The organism is Saccharopolyspora pogona (assembly GCF_014697215.1).
Lineage (GTDB): Bacteria > Actinomycetota > Actinomycetes > Mycobacteriales > Pseudonocardiaceae > Saccharopolyspora > Saccharopolyspora hattusasensis.
The window spans coordinates 2928627-2954248 of the sequence record NZ_CP031142.1 but is presented as its reverse complement, the minus strand read 5'-3'; the positions used below and the strand labels follow the sequence as shown (position 1 = coordinate 2954248).

Sequence of the window (25622 nt, the reverse complement as noted above, 5' to 3'; positions counted from 1 at the left end):
ACAGCGACGTCCACTTTGGACAACGCGTCCCGCGCGCGGCAACGGTGGCCTCGCCGTGAGCGGCACGGGCCACAAGGTGGCGATGCGCGACACGCACGACGTGGACGCCTACGCCCCTGGCGCGAAAGCTGAAGCGTCCCCCCCCCGCATCCACGATTCGGATGCAGGGGGCGCTTTCTGCTGTTTCAGGGCGCTGCGCTCGGCGGTAGCTGGTTCCGGGCATCGAGCTGATCCCTACCTGAGTTCCTTGATCAGGACGTCGAAGATCGGCGAACCAGGTAGCGGGTTCCGCTTTTGCGCGACCTTCTGCCAACCCCAGTTGGTGTAGGCGTGCTGAGCGGGACCGGCTGCAGGCTGCACCGTGAGGGTTGCTCGTTCTTCGGGCCGGTTTTCCAAGAGAAGATCGTGGAGCCGGGTAGCCACGCCTGCACCTCTCCACGGACGGCGAACGAGCAGCTCGATCAGCACAAAGGTTCGCCCGGGCGGCTCGTCGGCCATGCCAGGCTCAACCTCGGTTGTGAGGTCGGCCCACCACTGGGCTTTCGGTGGCATGGTCAGGCCAAACGAGAAGCCAGCCATCTTCCCAACGGAGTCGCGGGCGACTACGAGCCCGGCTCCCTCCCGCCGATGTTGGATCGCGAAGCGGTCCTTGAACAGGCGGACGTGCTCGTCCCCGTACTGGTAAGGAGGTTCTGAGAACACCTCCCGGTAGACCTCACCCAACTCGTCACCGAGCTGGCCCGCTTCCTCGACAGGAACACGACGGAACTCGACTTCACTCACTCCGGCTCGTTCTTTCTTCCTGGGAGGCTTTGTGCACGTGGTCCGCTACGTTAGCCCGGAAGTCAACGACGGCCACGACGTCACCGTAGCGGGCCACAAGGCGCTCTAGGCCTCAAATAAGCGAGTCGGTCTCTGTGGGGCGGTGGTAGCCGAAATGATCACGTTGGCGTGAGCGTGGGATACGTCGATGAGTGGTGGGGGACGTTGTGGGGCTCGTATGGGCCGGTGTCGTGGCGCTCGGGTGGGTGCTGGGCGCCGATTTCGGGTTCGGGCAGGCGTTGTCGCCACCGCGGGTGCGCGGTGGTCGGGTGTGAAGTCTGGTAACCGGTGGTGGGTTAGCCGAAGCGGGTGCGTTCGATGGTGTTCCAGGTGCTGAAGAGTCGGTCCAGGCTGGGTTGGTAGCCGATGAGCCGGATGGTGATGCTGCGGGCGTGGCGGATGACCATGGCGGGGATGAGGATGATGTGGTGGAGGAAGCGGCGGAATTCCATGCGGATGTAGTCGCGCCGGTGGTGTTTTCGGTGCATCATCATCGCGAACCAGGATTTGATGTTCCACGCGAGCGCGGCGATGACCATGTAGGCCCAGTTGGAGATCAGGTCGTATAACGGTACCCGCAGGGCTTGGATGCCGGATTTGAGTTGTCCGATGATGTTTTCCTGATCGCAGCGGTCGCCTGCGCAGGCCACCACCTCGGCGGCGGTGAGGTCGGTGTGGGTGGTGATGTAGAAGAAGTAGCGGATCTCGTCGAACAGGACCTGTTCGCCGCGGGTTTTGCTGATGTTCTTGCGCACCGCGACCACTTGGTAGGGCCGCCGGCATTTGCCGGGCTGGTAGGTGAACTCGGCGACGTCCTCGTGGTTGAGTTCGAGGTTGACATACCCGCGTTCGGTGACGATCCGCTGCTTGTGGTTCTCCCTGCGGGCACGGGTCCCTCCGGTGCGCGGCTCGTAGGCGGCGGGCCGCTGCAGCCGGCTTCAGCAGGCCTCGTCGAGCGCTTCGGCGCGGGAGCGCAGCGCGGCGTTGTTGTCCATGCCGAAGACGAAGTCAACCTTCTCGGCCCAGCGGTCGAAGTGCGCGGTCAACGAGAAGTCGGTATCCCCGCGCAGGCACACCTGCTCGGCGTGCGGGGCCACCAACTCGATCGCCTTGTCGATCCACTGCGCCGCGCCCTGATGGCTGGGCGCGTTGCCGGGCCGGTTGACCAGATACAGCACTTCCTTGGTGTTGGCCAGCGACACGATCAGCGGCGCATACCCCCAGATTCCCTTGTAGGAAATGTTCATCCCGGCCTTGTGCTCCCCGCCGGTGGGCACGATCGTGCCGTCGACGTCGAGGTAGGCGATCGGACCCAGTAGGTCTCGTCCCCGCCCCGTCCACAACTGCGGGCGCACCGCGTTGATCGCCTCCATCAACGCCACCACGTCATCCTTGGCGAACCGACGGCAGAAGTCCCCCGCCGTGGTCGGATCCGCCGATCAGGTCCGCGCCCAGCGCGTTCATGTAGGCGGTGTCATGCCGCAGCCGCTCGATGTCCTCCAGCCGGGTGCCGCCGCAGGCCACGTTGTAGGCGAGGTTCAACACGTGATCGGACTCATGGTAGGGCAGGTGCACCTTCAACAACGCCAGACTGTCGTTGATCCGCTCGGCCAAACCGAGCTTGGTCACCAGTCGGTGCACCGCCGCGATCCCGCCGAAGCACGTGGCGTCGACGTTCCCGCCGATCTCGTAGCTCACCGTGCCCGAGTGCAGCATCGGCTTGGACTGCGCGCCCCAGTGTCCCGCACGTGCATGCCGGGCCGCCACCTTGCGCCGTCGGCGTGCCGCGTTCCGCCGACTCTGCTCGTGCGGTATCTTCTTCACCACAAAGGCCTTTCCTCTTGGGATGCGTTGGAGTCGCAAACCCAAGCAGGATAAGGCCTTTGCCTTATCTCAGGCCGGATCTACCCACCCGACACGCTTGATGAAGGGCTAGGTCCCCTCTTGCTGCTGTGCGATGTCGTCGCACTCCACACACACCGGCCATCCCGCCGGAGCGTTCTCGACCGGCCCCCATCCGAGACGGCCGCACAACCCGGCCACGACCTGCCGACCGTCGAACTCCCGGCGGGGTGACTCGACGGTGACGCGGTGGACGAGCCGCTCCCGCCACGAGATCGAAAACCCCGACTCGCTCGGCACCTCGGTCACCAGCGATGAGAATTCCCCGGACCGGTCAACCGAAGCGACGGTGCTGACGGCGGCGAGCGCGAGGTAGCACGCCGCGCAGGGTGCGCCGCCGTAGGTTTCGACGAGCTCGGCATCACCCGGCGCGAGACGATCGCCGCACACCGCGATCCAGATGGACCGGCCATTTTCAGTGCCGGTCTGAACACTTCCGGTCTCGCCGGCGAGCGCCTGATCCGTCGTCGACGTATCGGCGACCTGGTAGACGTGAACCTCCGGGGGACCGCCAAGCGGGGAGCCGCGGGTTCGGCGGCGTGCGAGTACTACCTGCATCGCCGCCACCCCTGACTGGTGCGAGTGGGGGTGCCACCGGCCGGGGCGGGAGGAACAGAATCCCCGGCCGGTGGCATGACTCGCCCCACTGCCCAAACGGGGGCGCAGCGACAGCGGGACGAGGCCCCGTGCGAGGCGTCGGGAGTCCGGTCCGCGGCTCTGGACCGGATCGCCTCGGCAGCGCGGCGCGCTTGTCGCACACGGCGCCGCGACACGGGGTGAAGAACTCGGAACTCGGCGACAAGATCGACGGCCACGAACGCCCAGACGAGCGTGAACGTCAGCACGGTCACGAACCACAGGAGTGCGTTAGTCACGGCCCATACCTCGCGACGCACCCCGGCGCTGGTACAACGGGCCGGTCACGGCGTCGTAGACCGGTGGGCCCTGGTGTCGGCGATGGCGGCCGCCGGAAAGCGATTCCGCCGCCGCTCGCTCAAGCAGGAACTCCACCGTGAGGGCTCCCTCATTGGCTCCGGCGTGCTTCCCGGGATCGAAGTAACCGCCGGCCGCCACCGACATCAGGACGGCGAGCACGGCGAGAACAAAGGCGAACCAGGCTGCGATCATGCGTCGGTCCTCTTCGCATCGACGACCAGCACATGACCGGGCTTACTGTCGGCGCGGAGTGCGGCCGAGAGGTTGTCGCAATAGACCGCCAAGCGGTCGTGTTCGGCGGCGTCGTAGCGGCCGGCCTCAAGGTCGTCGTCGGCGACGCCCAGCGCGATGATCACGCCGCGCATCATCTGTCCAAGCCTGCGGGTGTCGGGAGCGTTCATCGCGCACCCGCCACGGGCGGTATTGGGCACTGCGCGAGCTCGTGCGCCTTGGCATTGCAGGCCGGGCAGGCATTCCACAACCACGGGATATCGCCGGTCTCGACCTGCAATTGACGCTCGCAGCGAGTCTTGACGACCAGACCAGCCGGATAACCGGTATGCGGCGCCGGATCAAGACTCGCGTGCCGTTGACCATCGGCTGGCGCCCACCGGAACGGATGAGGCATCACGCCACCACCCGTGTGGACACCAGCCCGACAGCCACGAACGCACCACTAAAAACGAATCCGGCGAGCGCGAATGCGCCCACATTTGAGTCCAGCATCAGGCTTCGTCCCATCGACACACAGTCCTTGGCGTAGTCGGATCAGCACTCTCTGTTGATCACCTGCTATCCAGGAGAGTCCCATAGGACATGTCCTAACGGCAAGAAGAGCTGGGGGACAGGCGTATCAAGCACCCATTCGGAGGATTCCTTCAGGACATGTCCTGGTCGTGGGAGACTGTCCACGCCTGTGATCAACGTTGGGAGGTCTACGTGTCGAAACGTCCAGGTCCGAGCGTCCGCCGACGCCAACTTGGCGCCATGCTGCGCGAGCTACGGCGTGGCGCTGGCCTCACGATTAAGGACGCCGCCGAGTGGCTCGTCATGGGAGAGTCGGCCGTCAGCAAGATCGAGAAGGCCAAGATCGCGATCAAAGCGACTCATGTTCGAGCACTTGGCCAGCTCTATGACATCGATGCCGCGAAGCTCGACTACCTTTTGAAGCTGGTCAAGGAATCCAACGAACGCGGGTGGTGGACTGCCTACCGAGATACGGTGCCCGAATGGTTCCGGCAGTTCGTTGGGCTCGAAGCGGACTCGCTTGACTTGTGGAACTACGAGGCCGAATACGTTCCGGGACTCCTGCAAACGTCGGACTATGTCCGGGAGCTCATGAAGGCCAACCGGCCTGACATGAACGAGGACGAGATCGAACGACAGGTGCGTCTACGCCGCGAACGTCAAGAGCGGCTCGACGGTGGCCAACCGCCGCGTCTCCACTTCTACATCAACGAGTCGGTGATCCGACGCCCCGCTGGCGACTCTGCAACGTGGCGACGCCAGGTAGAGCACCTAATCGAGTCATCCAAGCTCGATCACGTCACGCTGCGGATTGTGCCCTTTTCGGCTGGCCCACACCCTGCCATGTCAGGCAGCTTCGTGATGATGCAGTTCCCCGAGGAGGACACGCCAGCCTTCGTCTACCTGGAGAACCAACGGGGCGCGGTCTACCAGGAAGATCCGGGCGACATCGACCGCTATATGGTCACCGTCGAGGTTCTCGAACGGCTCTCGTTGAGTCCCGACGACTCGTGCGGGATGCTGGGCGATGCGCTCAAACCCCTGTGAAGAGCGAAACACGGAAGGGGCACATGAGATGCCCGACATGAGGTACAGCTACAGCGCGTGGCGGAAGTCGACGCGTTCCAATGAGAACGGCGGCAACTGCGTCGAAGTTGGCTTCGCCGACACGGGCCGGGCCGTCCGAGACACCAAGCAGGTGGCCGACCCGAATAGGCCGGTGCTGGAGTTCAGCGGGAACGTCTTCACCGCGTTCCTAGACCGGGTGAAGTCCGGCGAGCTCGACTGACTCGGCCACGCAGCGCGCCCCCTGTCTCTGCTTGGAGGCTGGGGGCGCTTCTGTGCGGTGACCGGACCTACTTGTCGATCATGTGAAGCGCTCCGGCTGGGCTGGTCTAGAAACCCACATCGGGCCGTAGATGACCAGCTGGCCCTGCTGTAGTGGCCGGTAGCCGTCCCGCTACAGTGCCTCATCCCGTCGAGCACGGGAGGACCATCAGGATGGATCCGTTGCCAGTGGGCGCGACTCTCGCTGACCTCCAGTGCTACGTAGCGAAGATGGAGGATGAGCGTGGGTTCTCCGACAGCACTGTGCTGGAGCAGTCCCTCAAGCTCGGAGAAGAGTTCGGCGAGCTGTTCAAGGCCATCCGCAAAACGGAAAACCTCCCGATCGACCACACGTCGATCACCGGGACCGTCGACGAAGAACTGGGGACATCCTGATCTACGTGTGCGCAATCGCCAACCAACAGAACATCGACCTCGACGAAGCGCTACGGAACAAGGAACTCCGCAACGAAACGCGGGTCTGGATATAAAGGAGCGCGTCGGCGTCGGGGGTCTCGGGCACGATCACGTTCATGTCTGCCGTAGAGGACGTAGACAAGGCGCTGAGCTTCGTGCTGGGCAAGCTCGCCGAAGCGACAGAACAGCTCAGCACGGCGCAGGCTGCGCTGGAGGAGGGCGGCACCGGTCTCTCGGTGCTCGACGGCACCAACGACGATGAGGCGCAACAAGCCCTTGTGCACCAACAGGAAAGCGGTGACCAGCTCACCCACGCCCAGGAGGTCCTGCGTCGCTGTACCGAACAGATCAAGCAATACCAGCCCCGCGTTGCGACGAGCCGAGCACCAAGTACCCCGCCGCGAGAGCCGCCGGCCCGACCTGACAGCAGAACGCGATCATCGCTTCCACGGCCACCGCAGCGAGAGACGACACACGGCCGCTGGTTCACCCCCAACGGCGACGCCGCACGCCAGCGGAGCGTCGAGCAGACCGCCGAACCCACTGCCTGGGATAACGTCGAGGGCGAGAAGCCGAACCCGGCAGACATCCATACCCCGGACCTCAAACAAATCCACATCCTCGACGGCGAAGGCGACGGGAAAGGTGGTCACGTCGCAGGAACAGGAAACCCCGGGAAAACCGAGTTTCCCAAAGCCTGGGATGACGACAAGATCATCGACACGGTTGAAGATGTCGCAAAGAACCCGGACAGCCCGCCCACCCTGGAAAAAAGCGGGAACTACAAGTTCAACGGAACCAGGGACGGTGTGGAGATTGAGGGTTACGTGACTCCCGGCGGACAAGTCCAAACCGGCTACCCGGTTCGTGGAAAGGGCGTTATGCAAAACGACGAGTTTGGCAATCCGCACCCGGTATCCTCAAGCAAGTGAGCGGAGACAGGACGACGATGGATGCTGCCAAGCTGAACGAGGGTGCACGCGAGCTGCTGGAACAACTCGCCGACCGGCTCCCGAAGCGTCGGCTGCCCTCGTACCGGGCGCTGGGCGAAGCGGGCGAGTCGATCTTGTTGCTCAACGAGATCTGCAAGATGCTGGTCAACCGCCACACCGAAGTGACACCGGCGGAGAAAGACACGTTGACCCAGCTCCTCGGCATGGTGCCAGCCGACGCCAGCGACTACGACTACATCAACAACCGCGATCAGACATTGGCTTCGCTCCAGGTTGCCGATCAACCACGAGTGGTCACCAACGCCGACCAGAACTGGCTCAACACTAAATCTCAGCAGCTGCTTGAGCGCTTCGCAGGCCGGCTGTCACCACACGATCTCGAAAGCAACCGCACCCTGAGCTTCGTTGGAGAGCAAGCGATCATGCTCAACAATCTCTGCGCCAGCCTGGTCAAGGATGAGATCTCGGTGACGCCGCATGAACAGCGGGCTCTGGCCGAGTTGCTGAACTGGTTCCGCCCGGCAGCGGTTGCCGATCTCGCATACATCCGCGACCGCGAGAACACGCTTGCGTCGCTGAACCTCACCAACCGGCCTTGAGCGGGCCTTGAGCCCGTTCGGCGTCTGCCCACGTCGTCATCCTCCGCAGCTGAACCTCCTGAATGAGGCGGTGCGCGAGCTACTGGAGCAGCTCGCCGATCGCCTCCCGCAGCGTCGGTTGGCTTCGTACCGCGCTCTGGGCGAAGCCGGCGAGTCGGCGTCGTTGGTCAACGAAATCTGCAAGATGCTGGTCAATCGCCACACCGAAGTGACACCGGCAGAGAAGGAGACGCTGACCCACCTGCTTGATGTGGTCCCCACCGACACCGGCGACTACGACTACATCCGCAACCGTGGCCAGACGCTAGCCGCGATCCAGGTCGCCGATCAGCCGCGGGTCGTCACCCATGACGACCTGCGCAAACTCAGCGCGGATTCGCATGCCCTTCTGGAACGGCTGGCCGATCGCCTCCCGCCTGACCGGTTGGAGGAGTACCGCACGCTGAGCCGCGTTGGTGAATGGGGAATGTTGGTCAACCTGTTGTCTGCGAGCCTAGTCACCCGACAGATCCCGGTGAATCCTCCTGAACGGGATGCACTGGCCGCTCTGCTGAACTGGTTCCGCCTGGCCACGGTTGGCGACCTCGAATACATCCGCGACCGTGAGAACACGCTTGCCTCGCTGAACCTCACCGACCAGCCTTGAGCAGTTTGACAGCAACCAGCATCGAGCCCGTTCGGCGTCCGCCCACGTCGTTATCCTCCGCAGCAGAACCCCCGGCGCGACCCCTGCGCCGGGGGTTCTCGCTGATCGGGGCGTCCATGTTTGTGATCTTGTGGGTAGCAGGAACGCAAGGCCAAAGCCTTAGCAGCACAAATAGATACCGCCGAACGGTAAGCGGCCGGTGGGTTCGGCGCAGGTTGTAGTGCCGTACCGGCGTGGCTCTCGTGCGGGCTCGTCGCCCTGGTGCTGACGGACAAGTACCTCGAGGACATTCCGAGTCCCTGGCGCAGCTGGCGCTGCAATGGGTGCTGCGGCAGCCGCAGGTGACTTCGGCGCTCGTCGGGGCAAGCTCGGTGCGGCAGCTGGACCACAACGTCACGGCGCTCGAATTCCCGCCGCTGACGGACAAAGAGCTGGCCCTGATCGACGAGAACACAACTCATCGGAATCAAGACCGGTAAGAACCGGCATCAGCACTCACGACCCGACGGGCACCGGCATTCTCGTGGGAAGATCGCCGAAATGGCGATAGATGGGCTCTTTTGCTGCTTCCGTGGGTGTCAGGTTCGGCATGGGTGCACAAGCAGCAAAGGATCTCGTCATGGATCTTGAGGACACCGGACACCGGACACCGGCCGCCTGGCGCGGTTCCTGATCCGGACCGCGACGGCACGCACCGGCCGCCGTGTGAACGCCGTGGGCAGCTACATCGCCATGCCGTTGCTGAGTGAGCTGCCGGATTAGATCGCCGCCGGTTCACGGCCAACTACGTGCGGCGGATGAACGGTCCGCGAACCTGACGGGTGCGTCAGGCCCCTGTGCTTGTGTGGGTGGCGAACGTGTCCAGTGCCGCTTTGAAGGCGTCGGGGGCGACGCCGAACGGTCCGTGCAGCGGGTGCAGCAGCTCGATCGAAATGAAGATGGTGAAGCCGATGGTCAATGTCAGCAGTACCATCGTCACGACGTTGGCCGGCCGCATGCTAAGCCCGGTGATCAGCGGGAATGCGATCATCAGCACGCCTCCGAGGATGCTGGCCATTAGCAGCATGATGTTGAAATTCTGGTCATCAGTGGCCACGTCGACCCGCTGGCGATGCCCTTCGTCGATCTGCCGGACGTTCTGCATCGACTGTTCCCGCGCCGTCTTGAGCGTCTCGGTGTCCGCAGGGAGCGCGAGCACCTCGGCACGTAGCGAGTTCAGCAACCGGTCGGTCTCGGGGTCGGTCTCGCCCCGGTCCAGTGCGGACCATTCGTGGTCGGCGACCCGCGCTGCGTACTGGGCGGTCAGAGCCTGGATGGTGGTTGCGTGTGGCTCGGGCGCCCTGCTGACCTGCCAGTGCGTGTCGATGAGCGCGTTCGCCTCTTGGTCTGAGGCCTTGCTGATGTCGTCGCCGTTCTGCCAGGCGAACACGATGTAGAACGCCAGTACAACGGTGAACAAGGCGTTCAGCACGCCGCCGGCGAACGATTGCGAGTCCGAGTCCGCCTCACCGGAGGCTGCGGTCTTGCGGCGGGCGTTGAGCACGGTGAACCCGACGACGAACAGGGGCAACAGCACCAAAGCCAGCAGGGTGAGGAGAAGCACGGAACTTCCGTTCTTGGTTGCCTGACAGGACAAGAATGGGAGCGGATGCGGAGCGGAACCACTCGACCTTCGAAAAACATTACCTGCTGCGGATTGACGTGAAACCTGTCTTGTGACTAGTGCCGGTAACTTCACACGATAGGGTGATCTTGAACGGTCGTTGGGAACGGATACTGCGCATCCGCAACCGCTTCTTGGCGCCGTGTGGTCTCGGGTAATGCCTGAACATGTGGCCGTGGAGTCCAAGGGGGACATTCGGAAATGCCCCCTACAGGACCCCGCCTCGTCCCTGCTACGGTCCAGTCGGGTTGATGTGAAAACCCTGGCGGACGTCGTCGCCGGGTTGGATTCGGCCAGCAGGTGTGGGAACTTCTCCCGAGCAAACGCACGAAGGGCGGTGAGATGCTGTGCGGAAACGGCGTGTGTCACGGCCATCCTGGTTGCTCGTGTTCGCGCTGGTGTTGCTGGCGCCGCTGCTCTGCTCCGCGTACTTCCCCGGGGCCGCGCGGGTCGAGCCGGATGACCCCGGCGCGGGGTCTACGACGATCACAGGCGTCTCGCCTCCCGGTGCTTCGTCGGTGGCCAAGCTGGAAATCCCGCGTGGAAAGCGGGTTGTCGATGCGGAACTCCAGTGGACCGGACGGCAGTGGACCGGCAAGCCGAAGGACTGTCTGCTTCCCGGCCTCGGGGAGCTGGAGCCGGTCGTGCCGGCGCTTCCGATCGGTTCGGAGCAGGTGGTGGCCGAACGCATTACAGGGGGTCCGCATGGCGACATCGCACACGCGAACGTGACCGAACGTCTGCCCGGCATGCTCGCTGCCGATGGGAGCACGATCGCTTTCCACGGCTCGTGGCAGGGGCCCGGGGCTTCCTGCGGCGTCGGTTGGACGCTGCACGTCGTGTGGACCACCGGGAAGCCTGCCATCGATATCCGCACAGAGGCGACTCCAGCGGAAGGCCTCCCTGGTGACCGGCTAAGCCAGACCGCCGTGATCACCAACACTGGTGATATGCCATTGGTCGGCGTGGTGGCCGATCTCGATTCCGGACCGTGCCCCATCCCGATCGGCCGGCTCGATCCCGGAAAGCAGCGCGCGGTTTCCTGCCCGGGTAAAACGCCCTTACACGGCCAGGTGGCCGCGGAGGCGCGCGGCCGGAGCCTCGGGGGCTGGCCGGTTCATGCGGAGGCGATCGGGCCGGTTCAGCTGCTTCCCCCGCCGCAAGCGGCGGTGTCGCTGGACATCGGGCAGATCGAGCACATCCCGGGCACGGATGCGGCCGAGGTTCCGGTCACGGTGCAGAACATATCTTCATCGGTGCCACTGGTCGACGTCGTGGTGACCGGGCGGCCGGCTTCTTGCCGGCGCGAGGTCGAACGCCTGGAGCCGGGGGAGATTTTTTCCTACCGCTGCCGGGCGAGCCCCGGGGAGTCGGTCGACCTCACGGTTGTCGGGAGACCGTTGATCGGGGGTGAGGTGGCGGAATCCGCACATCTGGTGCGAGCCACCACGCATGCGGTGGTGCCCGCCGCACCGTCCGTCACGCCCCCTGGCGCCGCGCCTGCTTCGCCACTCGATGAGTCTCCGGCGCCGCGCTACGAGCAAACCGAACCCAGTGTCATGCGGGAATCGCCCGAGAAGGTAGCGGGTTTCATCGCAATCCTCGGTGTGCTGGTGATGATGGTCAGCGTCGGTGCGCTGTCCTCGGCGACCCGTGCCGGCAAGTGACCTCGCGCGGGAGCTTCGCATCGGTTCGGCTTGTTGAACAAGACGAGTAGCTAGGAGTCGCGCATGTCCGCAGAACTGGTCGTCGTTGGGCTCGGTTACGTCGGGTTGCCGCTGGCAGCCCGGGCGTGTGAAGCCGGTTTAGCAGTCATCGGCCTGGACATCAACAGCGGAGTGGTGGCCGAGATCAACGCTGGTCGGTCGCACGTCCGGGACGTCTCCAACGAGGTGATCGCCGGCATGGCAGCGAACGGATTCACCGCGACCACCGACCCTTCGGTGCTCGGCGACGCCGACACCATCGTGCTCTGCGTGCCCACGGGGCTGTCGGACACCGGTGAGCCGGACCTGATGGCGGTGCGGACGGCGGCCCGAACGGTTTCCGAGCACCTGCGCCCCGGCACCCTCGTGGTGCTGGAATCCACCTCATATCCGGGCACCACCGAGGAGGTGGTGCTCCCGATCCTGGAGCGGGGCAGCGGGCTGCGCGCCGGTGGCGATTTCCACCTGGCCTACTCGCCGGAGCGAATCGACCCGGGCAACGCGGCGTTCGGTGTACAGAACACGCCAAAGATCATCAGCGGTGTTACTCCGCTTTGCGCCAAGTACGGTGTCGCGTTCTACGGCCGATTCGTCGACACCCTCGTGGTGTCCCGTGGCACGCGGGAGGCCGAGATGGCCAAGATCCTGGAGAACACCTACCGCTACGTGAACATCGCGTTGGTGAACGAGGTCGCGCTGTTCTGCGACCAGATGGGCATTGACGTCTGGGATGTCCTGCATTGCGCTGCGACGAAACCGTTCGGTTTCGCCGCGTTCCACCCCGGACCGGGGGTCGGGGGCCATTGCATCCCGGTCGACCCGCTGTACCTCCAGAGCAAGGCGCACAGCGTGGGATTTTCGTTCAACATGCTCGCCGCCGCGAGAGACGTGAACCAGCGCATACCGGAGCACGTGGTGATCCGGGTGGCGAAGCTCCTCGAGGAGCAGGGGCAGCCGGTTTCCGGTGCGCGGGTGGTGCTGCTGGGCGTGACCTACAAACGGGATGTGGCCGATACGCGCGAGTCGCCGGCGTTCCCGGTTGCGCGCGGCCTGCTGGCTCGAGGCGCGGATGTCCGCTTCCACGATCCCAACGTGCGGTCGTTCACGGTGGACGGGGCGGCACTGGTCAAAGTGGACCAGCTGGCCGATGCGCTGCAGACCGCGGACATCGCGATCCTGATGCAGGACCACTCCTGTTATGACCCGGTAGAGCTCGCCGCCTCCAGGTGTGCGCTGCTGGACACCCGGGGACGAAGCACGGGCACGAACGTGACCCTGCTGTGACGGCCTGTTCGTGAACTCGTTTTGCAACCCCTGACCATCGTCGGCGAGATCACCGGACAAACCGGCCGGTGCTCATCCCGTGGGGGTGGCACCGGCCGCGTTTCGCCGCTGGTGGTTCACTTCGCGGGTAGCAGCGCGGGGGCGAATGTGACCGGCATTTCCGACTCGAGCCGCAGGTCCGCACCGGTCACCGGTGTCTCGGCTTGGATCAGAATGTTGTAGTGGTTCGGAAAGTGGCAAGCGTCGAAGCCCAGCACGGTCCCGAGCAGCGTTGCCCCGATCCATAACTCGTCGCCGCGGTCGATCACACCGGCGCACCCGATCTCGGCGAACCCCAGAAAGCCGACGCGGTCGATGCGGGCGCCGGGCGAGGTGTCCTCGTGGTCGGTGGTCACCAGCTCGTGGACCTCGCCTCGCCGGACACAGCGGCTCGCGTGCGGTTCGAGGGACATGCCCCGTTGTTCCCGGCGGTGCAGCAGCACTTTCACCAGCGTGCCGCTGACGGCTCGTTTCGGGCCGTCCTCTTCGAAATTCACCTTGCCTGCCCTTCCGGCGCCAGGACGCCGGCTCGTTCGATTCGATAGCTCTGTGCGACGAGGTCGAGTGCCGGTAGGCCGCCGTCCTCTCGCGGGGCACCGGAGATGGTCGCGGCGAAGTCGCCGAGGATTCCGGCGTATTCGTGCCACAGCGAGGATTTGAAGCCAGGGTGACCGGCCAGCATGTCCGCATGGAACCGCGTTCCGCCCGAGAGCAGGACGTCGACGTCTTTGATCTCCCCGGAATACGACCAGTCGAGTTCGACGGTGGCCGGGATGCCGGTGGCCGAGCGCAGTTCGATCACGGCTCGGCGGTCCGTTCCGCGCTGGTCGCGTCGCACGCTCGCGGCCGCGACCGTGACATCGCCGACGAACATGCGAACCAGGTCGAAGGCGTTGGGCCCGTTGTCGGCCACGCATCCGCCGCCGCACCGCAGCGGGTCCAGGTACCAGCTGTCGGTACCTATGTGGTCTTCGATGAGTTCGTTGTACCGGACGGTCAGCTTCTCGATGGCGCCGCTCCGGCGGACCTGGTCCGCCAGGCGCAACACGTTCTCGTTGTACCGGCGGTGGAAGGCGGTGAACAGCGGTGTCCCGGTGGCGTCGGCCAGCGCCGCTAGCTCGCGGCCGTCGTCGAGCGACACCGCCAACGGCTTTTCCACGCAGACCGGGAGACCCGCGCGCAGGGCGTCCCGGCACACCGCCGCATGGACGTCGTTGGGCGCGGTGACCACCACGGCGTCCAGGGCGACCTCCTGGAACATCGTGCGGTGGTCGCCGAAGCACGGCGTGCCGGATCGGTGCGGTGTCAGCGCTTCGGAACGGATGTCGCACACCGCCGCCAACGTCCAACCGGGATCGTGGTGGATCGCGTCCAGGTAGTACTTCGAGATCGTGCCCAGGCCGACGATGGCCACCTGTCGCGCGTTCCCGGCTGTCGGGGTCACTGGTGCTCACCCGCCGGTTCGGTGCTGGGCAGCCCGAGTTCGAGCAGTTCGCGGTGGACGTGTGCGGGGATCGGGACTCCGCAACGGTGGCGTTCGAGGGCTCGTTCGGCCTCCCACCAGCCGGGATACCGGACAAGGTTGCCCGGGGCTGCCGGCGGGCAGTCGGCCAGGGTGGTGAACATCGTGTGCGCGTCGGCGCCGAAGGCGCCATCTGGGCGAAGCAGATCCGGCGCGATCGCCAGGACGAAGAAGCCGATTCCGTCGTCGCGTCCGTGCGGGCCGCCGTCGCCCTGCAGGGCCGCCGGCGCGGGGCCGAGGTCGGCGCCGGGTAGCAACGCGGCCAGCAACTCGACGACGAGACCCAGGCCGTAACCCTTGTAGGCGCCGGTTTCCGGGGAACCACCAAGCCAACCCAGGTGCGCCGTGCCGCGGTCGAAGACAGCGGGATCGGTGACCGGGTTTCCGGCGTCGTCGGTGAGCCAACCTGGTGGAATGGTCTCGCCGCGGCTCGCGGCGATGCGCACCTTGCCGGTGGGAACCACTGTGGTGCTCATGTCCAGTACGAATGGGTGGTCCGGCAAGGCTGGGGCAGCGACGGCGAGCGGATTGGTTCCGAGCATCGTCAGCGCGCCGAGCGGAGGCCGGGCAATGCGTTGGCCTCCGCAGTTGCTCGCGACGATACCGACCATGCCCCGCTCGGCGGCACGTGTCGCGTGATAGCCCGCACAGCCGAAGTGCGTCGCGTCGCGGACGGACACCAGGCCGATCCCGTGTCTTCCGGCGCGTTCGACGGCGGTGTCCATCGCTTCGGCGGCCGACCACAGGCCGAGTGCGCGCCGCGAGTCGACGACGGCGCACGCACCGGTGTCCGTGACGATCTCCGGCTCCGCGGCCGGGTCGACGCGGCCGGAGTCGAACAGCGGCAAGTAGAGGCGGGACAGGTTGAACACGCCGTGCGAGTCGAATCCCGTCAGGTCGCCGTGGCACAGCGCGGAAGCGGCAGTGCGTGCGCGGTGCGGCGGGATCCCGCGTTCGGTGAACAGTTCGCTGACCCAGGCGTGCAGGTCTTCGTAGCGTACCTGGACGGTGCCCGAGGCGGCCCGCGTTCGCTGTTGCAGCGTCATCGGATCTTCCCTTCCTGTAACTGGCGGCGGTGCTGATCGGCGAAGCCGGTGAGCAGCGAGGACACGATGGACGCGTATCTCCGGAGTTCGTCCAGCTCGGCGTATTCCCCTTCGGCGTGGGCGTTGTTCCCGTCGAGGGTTCCGGGACCCAGCACTGCGGTGTAGGTGTCGGGAACGCCGTGCATCCAGATCGCGTCGCAGGTGAAGGCTGGGGTGCTGTCCGGCCAGCGAGCCGCACCGGCGTTGGTGAGGAGTTCTTCGGCCCACGCCGCGGAGTTGTGCAGGCACGGCAAGCCGCGCTTGAGCCAGTCCACGCGGGTGATGGACGAGGCGTCGGCCGCGGTGCGGGCGACTTCTCGGGTGCCGGCGAAGGTCGCGGTGAACTGCTCGACTCCGCTGTTGACCGCTGCGAGCAGTTCGGCCTCCGCCGCAGCACCCTCGGAAGCGTTCGAGTAGGAGAGGTTGATCAGCAGTTTTCCGCTGCCGTAGACCCGGTTGTGCAGGTCGCCGGTGTGGATTCCGGCGACGCAGAGCCGGCCCGGGCGGTGCCGCGGATCGAGTTCACGGGCGATGTGCTGGGCTAGGAAACCGAGGAGCACGGTGGCGTTGTGCCCGGTGTCGGGCCGGTCGTCGATGGCGCCGTGGCCGTCCACCTGCACGCACGCCGTCATCGAGGCCGTCGCACGGGGCAGGTACTGCAGGCCCGTCGGTTCGCAGAAAATGTTGAGACGGCCGAAAAAACCGGACTCCACGAGCGGGCGGGTCCCGAAGGTGCCCATCGCGCCGCCTTCTTCGCCCGACACGGCCTGCACGAGGACTCCGACGTCGCGCCCGAGTGCGGGGTTGGTCCGGGTGGCGTCGCGGATGCCCGCGAGCAGGGCCACCGCCGGCCCTTTCGCGTCGATGGCGCCGCGTCCGGTGAAGCGTCCGTCGTGGAAGGCCACCGGTTCGACGCCGGCGACCGTGTCCAGGTGGACGTTGAACAGCACGGTGGCCTCGCGCGGGAGCTCGGGGCCGAGGCGGAGTACCAGGCTCGGTTGTTGTGCGAGGAAGTGCGGGTCTGCTGCGGCGTCGCGCACGGTGCGCGGTACGTCGGCACGCGCCAAGACGTCAGGTGCCGGGCTTTCGTGGCGCACCGTCTGGAATCCGAGGGTGGCAGCAGCCCGGGCGTAGCTGCGCTGCGCTTGCCACAGCTGCGGTGGTGGGTCGGCTGCGGACGCTTCCAACGGCCCGACGGTGGGGGTCGCCAGCAGGTGCAGAAGTAGGTCCCGATCGTCGCAGCCGAAGATCTCGCGCTGCATCACGACGTGACGTGCCCGGTCTTGGCGGACCGATCCGGCTCGTCGAGCGCGGCGGGCGTTCCCGCTTCGTTCAGCAGCGTTTCCAGGCGCCGGCCGGCCTGCACGAACGGCTCCGCGTCGGAACCGGCCGCCTGGATGCCTTCATGCGGCCGGTTGAGCAGGTGCGGTTCGATCGACAAGGCTCCCGGGTAGCCGGACGTGATCAGCAGTCGCAGGCTTTCGGCGACGCGGCACTGCCCTTCGCCGGGCAGGACGTATGCGGCGTCGCCCGGCTCGCCGATCGCGTCCTTGATGTGCACGTGCGCGACGTGCGGCAGGATTCGCCGGAGTAAGTCGTGGGAGTCGTAGCCGTACTCGACGCCGTTGCCCGTGTCGAAGAGCAACCGCAGCGAGGCACCGCCGGCCTCGTGGACCAGTTCCAGCATCCGGTCGGCGTTGCTGCCTGCCCACCCCGCGCAGTTCTCGTGCACCAGCGTGACGCCGTGCTCTGCGGCGCGTTCGGCCAGCCGGGTGACGCGCGCCAGCGCGCGATCACGCCACTCGGTGTGGGGAAGGCCGTCGTTGGGGTAGGACATGATGCGGATCAACCGGGTGCCCAGTTGGTGGCAACGTTCCGCCAGGACGTCGAGTTCGTGCATGTCGTCGGCGAACGGCGAGGTGATGGTCCGGGACCAGTTGCCGATTCGGGAGGCGAGGCACACCACGTCGAGGTCCGCGGCGCGGACGGTGCGCAGCACGCCGGAGAACTGCTGCGCGTCCAGATCCGCCAGCGCGATCCCGTCTGCTGTGCGCAGTTCGATCGCCGACCAGCCGAGACGTTTGACGGCGGTGATCTGGTCGGTCAGCGCGGTGGCCGCTTCGTCTCCGATACCGGCGAGCGGGTTCGGCGCGGGAGGTTGTTCAGCACGCATCGTGGAGAATCCTGCCTTTCGGCGTGGACGTGACGACCTGCTCGGCCGCCAGGCAGTGCTGCTTCGCAGCCGCAAGCAGCCCGACGACGTCGCAGTGCAGGTCGAACGTCCCGTGGTCGCTGCGCTCGGATCCTTGGAAATGGCGGTAGGCGCGCACCATGAAGCTGGTCAGTGCGTCATCGCGGAAGATCTCCCGGCCCGGGGATTCGCCGCGGATCACCAGCTGTGCGTGGTCGTCGCTGTCGCTGATGGGGTAGTGGCCGATCGCCTGGCCGCGGTCGAATTCCAAGGTGATCTGGCGTTGCTTCACCGGTGCGGTCAGGTCGGAGAAGATCTCGGTGACGACGCCGTTCTGGTGCTGCAGGACAAGCCGTGCGCTGCCCATCCGGGGGAGCACGGCGCTCGGTCCGTGCATGTCGGTCAACTTCGCGTGCCGGACCGTCGCCGGCCCGGCCAGGTGCAGCACTACGCCGAGGGAATGCGGTACCTCGACGTCGAACGCCGTCGGGTGCCCGTCGGTCCCGGTGGAGCGGGTGAACCGGGGTTTGTGCTGCGCCACCGTGATTGATCGGAGTTCACCGAGCCGTTGCTGCCGGATCAATGACACGAGCCGGCGGGTGAGCTCGGAGTCCAGCCAATGCGTCACCACCGCCGGGTCGAGCCCGTGCCGGCCGCGCAGCGCGCTGATCTCACCGAGCTCATCGACACCGGTGGCGAGGGGTTTCTCGATGATGAACCGCTGGAAGCCGAGTTCGGCGAGGCCGGTGAGCGCTTCGGCCCGATTCTGCGGCGGCGTGCAGAGGTGTACCACGGTGCCATCCGGGTCCAGTCGTTCTGCGGCCGCGCGTGCGGAGTCGACGGTGGTCACGCCGGGAGTGGCCGGGCGCTTGTCCGGGTCGGGGTCGCAGGCGACGACGGGACCGGGCCGGAAGAGTTCGCTCGCGGCGGCTCGCGCTTTTGCCAGGACCGGTAAATGCAGGCCGGCACCTGCCCGGCCAAGGCCGACCACGAATGGTTGCAGCATCGTACTCCGTAGCCCTTGCGGGTTGATTTTGGGGGGCCGGATAAGCGGTTCCATGCCGATCGAAACAACTCGGCTCGGCGGAAGTCCGGTCGGAGCGAAGTTACTGTCCTCAGAGGTCTGGTGGAAGTGACAACGAAACATGGAGATTCATCTCTCACCGGAAAGAGTGAAAAATTCTAGCGAGGCGGCTGACGGCTTTCGGTTCGAGTTGCGAGTCGGCTAGGTTCATGATCGCGAACCCGATCGAATGTCCTAACAGGAGTGTGGTCGTAGTGTCCTGCGGGACGGATCCCGTCAGCGATGAAGGATTAATTACATCGCCGAATGAAACAGCCGCCGACGACGGTTCTGTTCCGTTCTTCTCGCAAGCCCGAACGTTCGACCGGCTTTGGTCGTCCATCAGCGCCCGCGTCGAGGAGGTCTTCGACAACGGGAAGTTCTCCCACGGGCGCCAGGTCGGCGAATTGGAGCGCCGGCTCGCCGACTACACCGGTGCGCGTTTCGCGGTAGGGGTCAACAGCGGCACCGACGCGCTGATTTTGTTGCTGCGCGCGGCTGGGTTGCGTCCCGGGGACGAAGTCGTGGTGCCGGCGTATTCGTTCGTCTCCACCGCGACGTCGGTCCTGCTCGCCGGCGGGCGGCCGGTGTTCGCCGACATCGATCCGGTCACCTACGCGCTGGATGCGGCCGAGGTCGACCGGGTCGCGGGGCCGCGCACCCGCTTCGTGATGCCGGCGCACTTGTTCTGCCAGATGGCCGATATGCCCGCGTTGCGCGAAGTCGTCGACCGCCGTGGGCTGACCCTGCTGGAGGACAGCGCCGAGAGCATCGGGATGCGGCAGGCCGGGATCCACGCGGGCCTGCACGGTGCCGGTGGTGTGCTTTCGTTCTTCCCCAGCAAGACATTGGGTGCGCTGGGTGACGCCGGTGCGGTGCTCACGAACGATCCGCAGATCGCTGAGCTGGTCTCCGGGCTGCGGCACCACGGCCGATTCGGCCGGACCCTCGACAACTTCCCGGGCATTTCCACCGAAACCGGTCTGGTGGGCACCAACAGCAAGATGGACGACATCCAGGCGGCCGTGCTGCTGGCCAAGATGACGAGTCTGGATGCCGACATCGCCCGCCGAGCGGAACTGGCCGAAGGCTACCGGGAAAGGCTCCGCGGGGTACCCGGCGTGCTCCGGCTTCCGCAGGTGGTCGAACGGGGACCGGGGTCGGTGGCGGTCTTCTACGCTTACCTGATCGAGGTCGAACATCGCGACGAGCTGGTCGACCACCTGGCCCGGTGCGGGATCGGCACCGAGACGTACTACCCGACGCCACTGCACCTGCAGCCCTGCTTCGCCGGGCACGGGCACCGGCGAGGGGACTTCCCGACATCGGAAGCCGCCAGCGAGCGGGCCGTGGCGCTACCGCTGTACCCCGATCTCGAAGACGGGCAACTCGACCGGGTCTGCTCCGCTGTTCGCGAGTTCTGCTTCCGGAGGTGCGCCTGATGCGTTCGGAACTCCCGTTCTTTCCAACGGACCTGTTCGCCGACGACCGGAAGGCAATGCTCGAGCTGCTCCGGGAGATCGGCACCGGGCGCGAGCAGAAGTTCATCCTCGGTGAGCGCACCGCCGATTTCGAGGAGCTGCTGCGGGAATCGCTCGGCGCAGCCGATGTCGTCGCCTGCGGTAGTGGCACCAGCGCTCTCGGCCTGGTGCTGCGCGCGATGGACATCGGGTCCGGGGACGAGGTGGTGGTGCCGGCCTTCGGTTGTGCGCCATTGGCGTCGTCGGTGCTCGAGGTGGGGGCGAAGCCGGTCTTCGCCGACATCGCCCCGCACACCATGGTCGTCGATCCGGACGACGTCGAGCGGCGGATCACCGACCGGACCAAGGCGATCATGCCGGCGCACATGTTCTCGATCATGGCGGACATGCCGCGCTTCGTGGAGCTGGCGGCGAAGTACGGGCTGCGGCTTCTCGAGGACTCCGCGGTAGCCCAGGGGGCGGTGCTGGACGGCACGCCCGCCGGGCTTTGGGGTGATGCCGGCGTCTTCTCGTTCGTGCAGGTGAAGTCCTTCGGCATGCCCGGCGAGGGGGGTGCTGTCGTCACTCGCGACCCAGAGCTGGGGCGCAGGGTGCGGATGCTGCGCAACCACGGGCAGAACCGGCGTCGGTTCGTCTACGAAATCGTCGGGACGAACAGCCGGTTCGACGAGATCCAGGCGGCCTTCCAGACGTACCGGTTCGCGGGACTCCCGGCGCGCCTGGAACGTCGGGCCGCCATCGCCGACTACTACACCGAACGCTTCTCCGGGCTGGACGGTCGCGGTGTCGTGCCCCCGCCGTCGGGGAGGGAAGGACGTTGCTACTACGTCTACTGCGTTCAAGCCGAGAAACGCGATGAGTTGCGCGATCACCTGGCGGAGCGGGGCATCGGCTCGCACGTCTACTACCCGCAGCCGCTTCCGCTGCAGGCGGGATTCGCGCCGCACGCACCCGCAGGCGGGCGGTGGCCGAACGCCGAATACGCGAGCCGGCGGATCCTGGCACTCCCGATCTACCCGCACCTCAGTGACTCCGAGGTGACGTACATCGCCGACGCGGTCTGCGATTTTGCCGACGAGGAAGGTGTATCGCGTTGACGACGGTCGCATCCGACACGCAGGACTACGTGTTCAGCGACAGTAGCCGCCGAGGTGAGCAGTACCGCTGTTTGACCGCTGCGTATGACCCGATGACCACCGAACGCCTCGCCGCCACTGGGGTTTCCGACGGCTGGCACTGCCTGGAGCTGGGGGCCGGCAATGGCTCGGTCGCGAGATGGCTCGCCGACCGCGTCGCGCCCACCGGAAGCGTCCTGGCCACCGACGTCGAGCAGAGCCGCATCGGTGATCACCCGAACCTGACCGCGGCCGTGCACGACGTCAGGATCGAACCGTTGCCGGAAAACCGGTTCGATCTGATCGTGGCCAGGCTGGTTCTCCAACATCTTGCCGAACGCGACGCGATCATGGCGAAACTCGTCCGGGCGTTGAAACCGGGCGGCTGGTTGCAGATCGAGGAGTTCGACACCGCATACGAACCGCTGCTGCTGGCCCCTGATGAACGCGCCGCGCAGGTCTACCAGAAGTTCCTGACTGCCAAGACGAAGTTGATGCGCTCGCGTGGCGGCGATCCTGAGTGGGGAAGGCGGGTCGCCGAAGCGATGCGCGCGGCGGGCCTGGTGGAAATCGACCCGCAGCCGTACATCCAGTTGCGGCACGCGCAGTCGGCGGCTCTGCAGCTGCAGCTGAACCACACGTATCAGCTGCGGGACGGGCTGGTCTCGGTGGGGATGACAGACGAGGAGCTGGCGGAGGTGCGCGCGATGATGCGCGAACCGTCGTTCCAGGCATCGTCCAGCGTCATGTACTCGGTGCAGGGGCGAAAGGAACTGCAGTCGTGACGACGTCGGCTCCGGTTCGGAATGCGGCCGCAGAGGTCGCCGCCCGGGTGGCGGAGGCTCAGCTGAGCGCCTTGCCGGCGGACTGCGCGGCAGAGCAGGTCGATGTCGATATCGATTGGTCCGGCCCGGTCGGTATACCGCTGCCGGACGAGTCTGCGGTGCAGGCGGCGTGCGGGATCATGCACGTGCACGGGCGGGCCGCCGGTCGGCCGGCCAGGCTTGGCGTGGACTACGCCTCGACGGTGGCCGGGGTACTTGCGACGCAGGGAGTCCTGGCGGGATCCATCGCACGCGAGCGGGGCATCCGGCTGAGCGCGGTCCGCACGTCCGTCGCGCAGGCCGCGTTGCTGGCGGTACAGCAGTATCTCGCGGCGGCGACCAGCGACGACGATTGGGTGGAGAGTTGGGAAGCTGGTGGCCGTCCACCGTTCCGGTCGCGGGACGGGATCCGGTTCGAAATTGAAACGTTGTATGCCGAGGGCTGGCAGCTGTTCTGGCGTGCGCTCGGTGCCGAGCCCGCAGCGATCGGCGAGGGCTGGTGGCCCTTCCAGCAGCGTTTCGCCACGGCATCGGCCAATCTGCCGTCGGAACTACACAAGACGATGGCGGGCGTGGACTACGACGTCATTTCGGCCGCAGCCGTGTCCGCCGGTATCCACGCGCTGCCGTTGCGGGAATTCCCTGCGCATCCGGTCGACGTTGCCGCGTGCACCCTGCGCATTCTCCCGGGTATGGGGGAGGTCCGTCCGGCGACATCCCTTGCGAGACCACTCGAGGGGATCGTCGTGGTGGAGTCGACACGGCGGGTCCAGGGCCCGGTAGCGGGGCATGTTCTGCGGATGCTGGGGGCCGAGGTCATCCGCATCGAGCCGCCGGGTGGCGATCCGATGCGGGGGATCCCACCGATGGCGGGCGATTGCTCCGCGCGCTTCCGTGCCCTGAACGAGGGCAAACGGGTTGTCGAGTTGGACTTCAAGACCGATTCCGGTCGGCGCGCAGTTTACGAGCTCGTCGCGGAGGCTGACGTGTTCGTGCACAACTGGGCGCCCGGCAAGGCCGAGCAGCTGGGTCTGGACGCGGCGGATCTCGCCCGCTGCAGACCGGGACTCACCTATGCGTGGGCATCGGGCTGGGAACCGCTGCCCTGGCTCGATAAACCGGTGGGCACCGATTTCCTGGTGCAGGCGCATAGCGGTCTCGGCGCCGCTGCCTACCCCGAGGACGAGCCGAGCGCGCCGTCGTTGATGACACTCACGGACATTCTCGGCGGGCTGGTGTGTGCGCAGGGAGTGCTGGCTTCGTTGCTCAGGCGGGTTCGCACCGGTAACGGGTCGAGGGTGGACTCTTCGTTGTACTCATCGGCCGGAGTGGTGCCGAGGCCTCGCCACCGGCCGGTGTGGACGGAGCTCGATCGTCCCCTGGCGACCGGTGACGGATACCTCGTGCTGCCGCGGGGAATAGCTCCCAGCAGCGTTGCGGGGCCACTTGGACTCAGGTCTTCCGGCACCGCCGCCGAGATCGCTACCAGGCTGCGGGAGCAACCGACGGCGACATCGATCTCGCTGTTGGCCGAGGCAGACGTGGTGGCGACACAGGTGTGCACCGAGCTGCGGGACCTGGCCGCTGATCCGAGATTCGACTTGGCACTGGGACGCGGCGAGCACGTATTTCCCTTGACACCTTGGGAGTTCGAATGACCGACCGCTGGATATCCCGGGCGGACACCGAAATCCGGGACTGCGTGCCTGCGGAGCTGCGGAGCCAGTGGGTGCGCCAAGGCGACTGCCCGGGTAAGGACATCTACACGCTCTTCACCGAGCATGTTCGCGCACACCCGGATCGTGAAGCGGTCATCGACGCGGAACGGACGCTCGACTACGCAGCGCTGGACCGTGAGGTGCGCCGGATCGCGGCAGCGCTGACCGATGCCGGGCTCGGCGCGCGGGACATCATCGGAATCCGCATGCCCAACGGGTGGCGGATGGCCGTAGCGGAACTCGCGGTCGCCGCCATCGGCGCGGTGGCGCTGCCGTACCCGGCGGGCCGCGGTAGCAGGGATACGATCAGTTTGCTCGGCCGGTCGCGTGCCAGCGCCGGTATCTTCGGCGCCGCGCCGGACGCGGACGTCGCCCGCGAGCTGCCGCATACTCGCGCGGTATTCACCTTCGGTGCGGGCGAGGACGGGGCACGCTCGCTGGACGACGTGGGCCCGTCGAACGATTGGTCCCCGCGGCCGGTCGATCCGGAGGCCCCCGTCCGGATTCTCGTCACCTCTGGTACCTTGGCGGAGCCGAAGATGATCGCCTATTCGCACAACGCCATGGCCGGCGGGCGAGCGAACTATGTGCGGGCCCTGCACAGCGGAAATGGGCCGGCGCGCGGCCTCATCCTCATGTCGATGGCCTCGTCCTACGGTTCGTGCGCGACCTTCGGCGCCATTGCGGCTTTGGGCTGGACGCTGGTGCTCGCTGAGCGGTTCGATTCGGCGCAAGCCCTGCGGATGGTTACCAAGTACCGTCCGACCCATCTGTTCGGGGTACCGACGATGTTGCGGCGGCTATCGGAACATCCCAGCGCGCCGGACGAAGACACGTCGAGCCTGCGCACCGTCGTGTCGAGTGCTGCTCCGCTCTCCGATGTCACCGCGGCGCAATGCCGTCGGCGGCTTGGCTGCGAGGTCATCACCATCTACGGATCGTCGGACGGGGTGAACTGCCACACCGCGAGAACGGGCACCAGCCGGGAAACAGGTACCGGAATTCCGGATGAGTCGGTCGCATCGATCCGCATCGTGGACCGCCAGGGGCAGCCTGTTCCGGTGGGCGAGTCCGGCGAAATCTGGGCTCGTGGTCCGATGACTCCGCTATGCTACGTGGCGGCGCCTGAGCTCGATGCCCGTTATCGCGCCCCGGGCGGTTGGGTACGCAGCGGAGACCTGGGGATGCTCGACGAGCACGGGCGGTTGCACGTCCTCGGCAGGATCGAACAGGTCGTCTCGAGGGGTGGCTACAAGATCAGCCCGGCTGAGGTCGAGCGTGAGATCAGCGCACATCCGGTGGTCGTCGATGTGGCTTGCGTTCCGGTACCAGATGACGATCTCGGCGAACGAATGTGCGCGTGCATCAGTCAAGCCGCGGGAACTCCCGAGCTGTCTCTCGCCGAGATCACCGGGTTCCTAGAGCAGGAGCGCGGCCTTGAACGGCGGAAACTGCCGGAGTTCCTGGTGCGGTTGCCGGAACTTCCGTTGGCCCCGACCGGGAAGGTATGCCGCCGTACGACCACGGCAATCGCCGTCGAACGCAGTACTGCCCAGATTTGTGACCCGGTTGGGAGCTGAAAA

General features: G+C 66.2%; 25 protein-coding genes and 1 pseudogene. 14 read left to right on the top strand and 12 right to left on the bottom strand.

What is annotated here, in order from left to right; all coding sequences use genetic code 11:
• Positions 1-234: 234 nt before the first annotated feature.
• The 5 genes and pseudogenes from DL519_RS13575 to DL519_RS13545 all read right to left on the bottom strand — a co-directional run bounded on the left by DL519_RS13575 (position 235) and on the right by DL519_RS13545 (position 4061).
• On the bottom strand, positions 235-783 hold the full coding sequence (locus tag DL519_RS13575) for a GNAT family N-acetyltransferase (RefSeq protein ID WP_190815172.1): 549 nt from the start codon (positions 781-783) through the stop codon (positions 235-237).
• A 335-nt stretch (positions 784-1118) separates the two neighbouring features.
• Positions 1119-2646 (bottom strand): annotated as a pseudogene (locus DL519_RS46385) (IS1380 family transposase).
• Between the two features lie 108 nt (positions 2647-2754).
• Entirely contained in the window at positions 2755-3282 is a 528-nt protein-coding gene (locus tag DL519_RS13555; protein WP_190815168.1) for a hypothetical protein, read from the bottom strand.
• 309 nt (positions 3283-3591) lie between these two features.
• Positions 3592-3852: a hypothetical protein gene (locus DL519_RS13550; protein WP_190815166.1), complete on the bottom strand. Its 261-nt coding sequence runs from the start codon at positions 3850-3852 to the stop codon at positions 3592-3594.
• On the bottom strand, positions 3849-4061 hold the full coding sequence (locus DL519_RS13545; RefSeq protein ID WP_190815164.1) for a hypothetical protein: 213 nt from the start codon (positions 4059-4061) through the stop codon (positions 3849-3851). The genes DL519_RS13550 and DL519_RS13545 overlap by 4 nt, the downstream gene beginning before the upstream one ends.
• A 586-nt stretch (positions 4062-4647) precedes the next feature.
• Between DL519_RS13545 and DL519_RS13540 the strand changes: the two genes are divergently transcribed.
• The 7 genes from DL519_RS13540 (at position 4648) to DL519_RS13510 (ending at position 8827) form a co-directional block, all read left to right on the top strand.
• Positions 4648-5454 (top strand): helix-turn-helix domain-containing protein, encoded by an 807-nt coding sequence (locus DL519_RS13540; protein WP_190815162.1) that lies wholly within the window; start codon positions 4648-4650, stop codon positions 5452-5454.
• 28 nt (positions 5455-5482) lie between these two features.
• The gene (locus DL519_RS13535) at positions 5483-5695 is read left to right on the top strand and encodes a DUF397 domain-containing protein (protein WP_190815160.1); all 213 of its coding nucleotides are present in this window, start codon (positions 5483-5485) and stop codon (positions 5693-5695) included.
• A gap of 212 nt (positions 5696-5907) precedes the next feature.
• On the top strand, positions 5908-6129 hold the full coding sequence (locus DL519_RS13530; protein ID WP_223838932.1) for a nucleoside triphosphate pyrophosphohydrolase family protein: 222 nt from the start codon (positions 5908-5910) through the stop codon (positions 6127-6129).
• A gap of 137 nt (positions 6130-6266) precedes the next feature.
• The gene (locus DL519_RS13525) at positions 6267-7082 is read left to right on the top strand and encodes an EndoU domain-containing protein (RefSeq protein ID WP_190815157.1); all 816 of its coding nucleotides are present in this window, start codon (positions 6267-6269) and stop codon (positions 7080-7082) included.
• A gap of 17 nt (positions 7083-7099) precedes the next feature.
• Complete coding sequence (locus DL519_RS13520; protein WP_190815155.1) at positions 7100-7702, top strand: hypothetical protein; 603 nt, start codon at positions 7100-7102, stop codon at positions 7700-7702.
• A 7-nt stretch (positions 7703-7709) separates the two neighbouring features.
• Positions 7710-8348, top strand: coding sequence for a hypothetical protein (locus DL519_RS13515; RefSeq protein WP_190815153.1), 639 nt, complete (start codon positions 7710-7712; stop codon positions 8346-8348).
• Positions 8349-8590: 242 nt separating this feature from the next.
• Positions 8591-8827, top strand: coding sequence for an aldo/keto reductase (locus DL519_RS13510; protein ID WP_223838931.1), 237 nt, complete (start codon positions 8591-8593; stop codon positions 8825-8827).
• 347 nt (positions 8828-9174) lie between these two features.
• Here the strand turns inward: DL519_RS13510 and DL519_RS13505 are convergent, their stop codons facing one another.
• Positions 9175-9924 (bottom strand): bestrophin-like domain, encoded by a 750-nt coding sequence (locus DL519_RS13505; RefSeq protein WP_449619142.1) that lies wholly within the window; start codon positions 9922-9924, stop codon positions 9175-9177.
• 449 nt (positions 9925-10373) lie between these two features.
• On the opposite strand from DL519_RS13505, the gene DL519_RS13500 reads away from it, so the two are divergent.
• Together DL519_RS13500 and DL519_RS13495 are read left to right on the top strand one after the other, a co-directional pair.
• The gene (locus DL519_RS13500; RefSeq protein ID WP_190815151.1) at positions 10374-11678 is read left to right on the top strand and encodes a hypothetical protein; all 1305 of its coding nucleotides are present in this window, start codon (positions 10374-10376) and stop codon (positions 11676-11678) included.
• Between the two features lie 63 nt (positions 11679-11741).
• Positions 11742-13001 carry a nucleotide sugar dehydrogenase gene (locus DL519_RS13495; protein WP_190815149.1) on the top strand — a complete coding sequence of 420 codons (1260 nt, stop codon included), beginning with the start codon at positions 11742-11744 and terminating at the stop codon, positions 12999-13001.
• 116 nt (positions 13002-13117) lie between these two features.
• Here DL519_RS13495 and DL519_RS13490 read toward each other — a convergent pair whose 3' ends face one another.
• Genes DL519_RS13490 through DL519_RS13465 form a run of 6 tightly spaced genes read right to left on the bottom strand, consistent with a single transcriptional unit; the run spans position 13118 to position 18844 of the window.
• Positions 13118-13537 (bottom strand): DUF6917 domain-containing protein, encoded by a 420-nt coding sequence (locus DL519_RS13490; RefSeq protein ID WP_190815147.1) that lies wholly within the window; start codon positions 13535-13537, stop codon positions 13118-13120.
• The gene (locus DL519_RS13485) at positions 13534-14484 is read right to left on the bottom strand and encodes a Gfo/Idh/MocA family protein (RefSeq protein WP_223838927.1); all 951 of its coding nucleotides are present in this window, start codon (positions 14482-14484) and stop codon (positions 13534-13536) included. Before DL519_RS13485 ends, DL519_RS13490 begins: the two co-directional genes overlap by 4 nt.
• Positions 14481-15608 carry an Ldh family oxidoreductase gene (locus tag DL519_RS13480; RefSeq protein ID WP_190815145.1) on the bottom strand — a complete coding sequence of 376 codons (1128 nt, stop codon included), beginning with the start codon at positions 15606-15608 and terminating at the stop codon, positions 14481-14483. The genes DL519_RS13485 and DL519_RS13480 overlap by 4 nt, the downstream gene beginning before the upstream one ends.
• Positions 15605-16909, bottom strand: coding sequence for a M20/M25/M40 family metallo-hydrolase (locus tag DL519_RS13475; protein WP_190823960.1), 1305 nt, complete (start codon positions 16907-16909; stop codon positions 15605-15607). Before DL519_RS13475 ends, DL519_RS13480 begins: the two co-directional genes overlap by 4 nt.
• On the bottom strand, positions 16909-17820 hold the full coding sequence (locus DL519_RS13470; RefSeq protein WP_190815144.1) for a sugar phosphate isomerase/epimerase family protein: 912 nt from the start codon (positions 17818-17820) through the stop codon (positions 16909-16911). The genes DL519_RS13475 and DL519_RS13470 overlap by 1 nt, the downstream gene beginning before the upstream one ends.
• On the bottom strand, positions 17810-18844 hold the full coding sequence (locus DL519_RS13465) for a Gfo/Idh/MocA family protein (RefSeq protein ID WP_190815142.1): 1035 nt from the start codon (positions 18842-18844) through the stop codon (positions 17810-17812). The genes DL519_RS13470 and DL519_RS13465 overlap by 11 nt, the downstream gene beginning before the upstream one ends.
• A gap of 263 nt (positions 18845-19107) precedes the next feature.
• Here DL519_RS13465 and DL519_RS13460 point away from each other — a divergent pair, with 263 nt between their 5' ends.
• From DL519_RS13460 to DL519_RS13440, 5 genes are read left to right on the top strand one after another with little or no spacing between them, the layout of a single operon-like run.
• Positions 19108-20343 carry a DegT/DnrJ/EryC1/StrS family aminotransferase gene (locus DL519_RS13460; RefSeq protein WP_190815140.1) on the top strand — a complete coding sequence of 412 codons (1236 nt, stop codon included), beginning with the start codon at positions 19108-19110 and terminating at the stop codon, positions 20341-20343.
• Positions 20343-21479: a DegT/DnrJ/EryC1/StrS family aminotransferase gene (locus tag DL519_RS13455; protein ID WP_190815138.1), complete on the top strand. Its 1137-nt coding sequence runs from the start codon at positions 20343-20345 to the stop codon at positions 21477-21479. Before DL519_RS13460 ends, DL519_RS13455 begins: the two co-directional genes overlap by 1 nt.
• Entirely contained in the window at positions 21476-22282 is an 807-nt protein-coding gene (locus DL519_RS13450) for a methyltransferase (RefSeq protein WP_190815136.1), read from the top strand. The genes DL519_RS13455 and DL519_RS13450 overlap by 4 nt, the downstream gene beginning before the upstream one ends.
• Positions 22279-23979 (top strand): CoA transferase, encoded by a 1701-nt coding sequence (locus DL519_RS13445; RefSeq protein ID WP_190815134.1) that lies wholly within the window; start codon positions 22279-22281, stop codon positions 23977-23979. The genes DL519_RS13450 and DL519_RS13445 overlap by 4 nt, the downstream gene beginning before the upstream one ends.
• A complete protein-coding gene (locus DL519_RS13440) occupies positions 23976-25619 on the top strand; it encodes a class I adenylate-forming enzyme family protein (protein ID WP_190815132.1) in 1644 nt (547 codons plus the stop codon). Before DL519_RS13445 ends, DL519_RS13440 begins: the two co-directional genes overlap by 4 nt.
• The last annotated feature ends 3 nt before the right edge of the window (positions 25620-25622 follow it).

What these genes read in the sequence shown, in the direction of transcription:
- DL519_RS13555 (WP_190815168.1), bottom strand. Translation starts at nt 3,282, where the DNA reads ATGCAGGTAGTACTCGCACGCCGCCGAACCCGCGGCTCCCCGCTTGGC.
- DL519_RS13550 (WP_190815166.1), bottom strand. Translation starts at nt 3,852, where the DNA reads ATGATCGCAGCCTGGTTCGCCTTTGTTCTCGCCGTGCTCGCCGTCCTG.
- DL519_RS13545 (WP_190815164.1), bottom strand. Translation starts at nt 4,061, where the DNA reads ATGAACGCTCCCGACACCCGCAGGCTTGGACAGATGATGCGCGGCGTG.
- DL519_RS13540 (WP_190815162.1), top strand. Translation starts at nt 4,648, where the DNA reads ATGCTGCGCGAGCTACGGCGTGGCGCTGGCCTCACGATTAAGGACGCC.
- DL519_RS13535 (WP_190815160.1), top strand. Translation starts at nt 5,483, where the DNA reads ATGCCCGACATGAGGTACAGCTACAGCGCGTGGCGGAAGTCGACGCGT.
- DL519_RS13530 (WP_223838932.1), top strand. Translation starts at nt 5,908, where the DNA reads ATGGATCCGTTGCCAGTGGGCGCGACTCTCGCTGACCTCCAGTGCTAC.
- DL519_RS13525 (WP_190815157.1), top strand. Translation starts at nt 6,267, where the DNA reads ATGTCTGCCGTAGAGGACGTAGACAAGGCGCTGAGCTTCGTGCTGGGC.
- DL519_RS13520 (WP_190815155.1), top strand. Translation starts at nt 7,100, where the DNA reads ATGGATGCTGCCAAGCTGAACGAGGGTGCACGCGAGCTGCTGGAACAA.
- DL519_RS13495 (WP_190815149.1), top strand. Translation starts at nt 11,742, where the DNA reads ATGTCCGCAGAACTGGTCGTCGTTGGGCTCGGTTACGTCGGGTTGCCG.
- DL519_RS13480 (WP_190815145.1), bottom strand. Translation starts at nt 15,608, where the DNA reads ATGACGCTGCAACAGCGAACGCGGGCCGCCTCGGGCACCGTCCAGGTA.
- DL519_RS13475 (WP_190823960.1), bottom strand. Translation starts at nt 16,909, where the DNA reads ATGCAGCGCGAGATCTTCGGCTGCGACGATCGGGACCTACTTCTGCAC.
- DL519_RS13470 (WP_190815144.1), bottom strand. Translation starts at nt 17,820, where the DNA reads ATGCGTGCTGAACAACCTCCCGCGCCGAACCCGCTCGCCGGTATCGGA.
- DL519_RS13465 (WP_190815142.1), bottom strand. Translation starts at nt 18,844, where the DNA reads ATGCTGCAACCATTCGTGGTCGGCCTTGGCCGGGCAGGTGCCGGCCTG.
- DL519_RS13455 (WP_190815138.1), top strand. Translation starts at nt 20,343, where the DNA reads ATGCGTTCGGAACTCCCGTTCTTTCCAACGGACCTGTTCGCCGACGAC.
- DL519_RS13440 (WP_190815132.1), top strand. Translation starts at nt 23,976, where the DNA reads ATGACCGACCGCTGGATATCCCGGGCGGACACCGAAATCCGGGACTGC.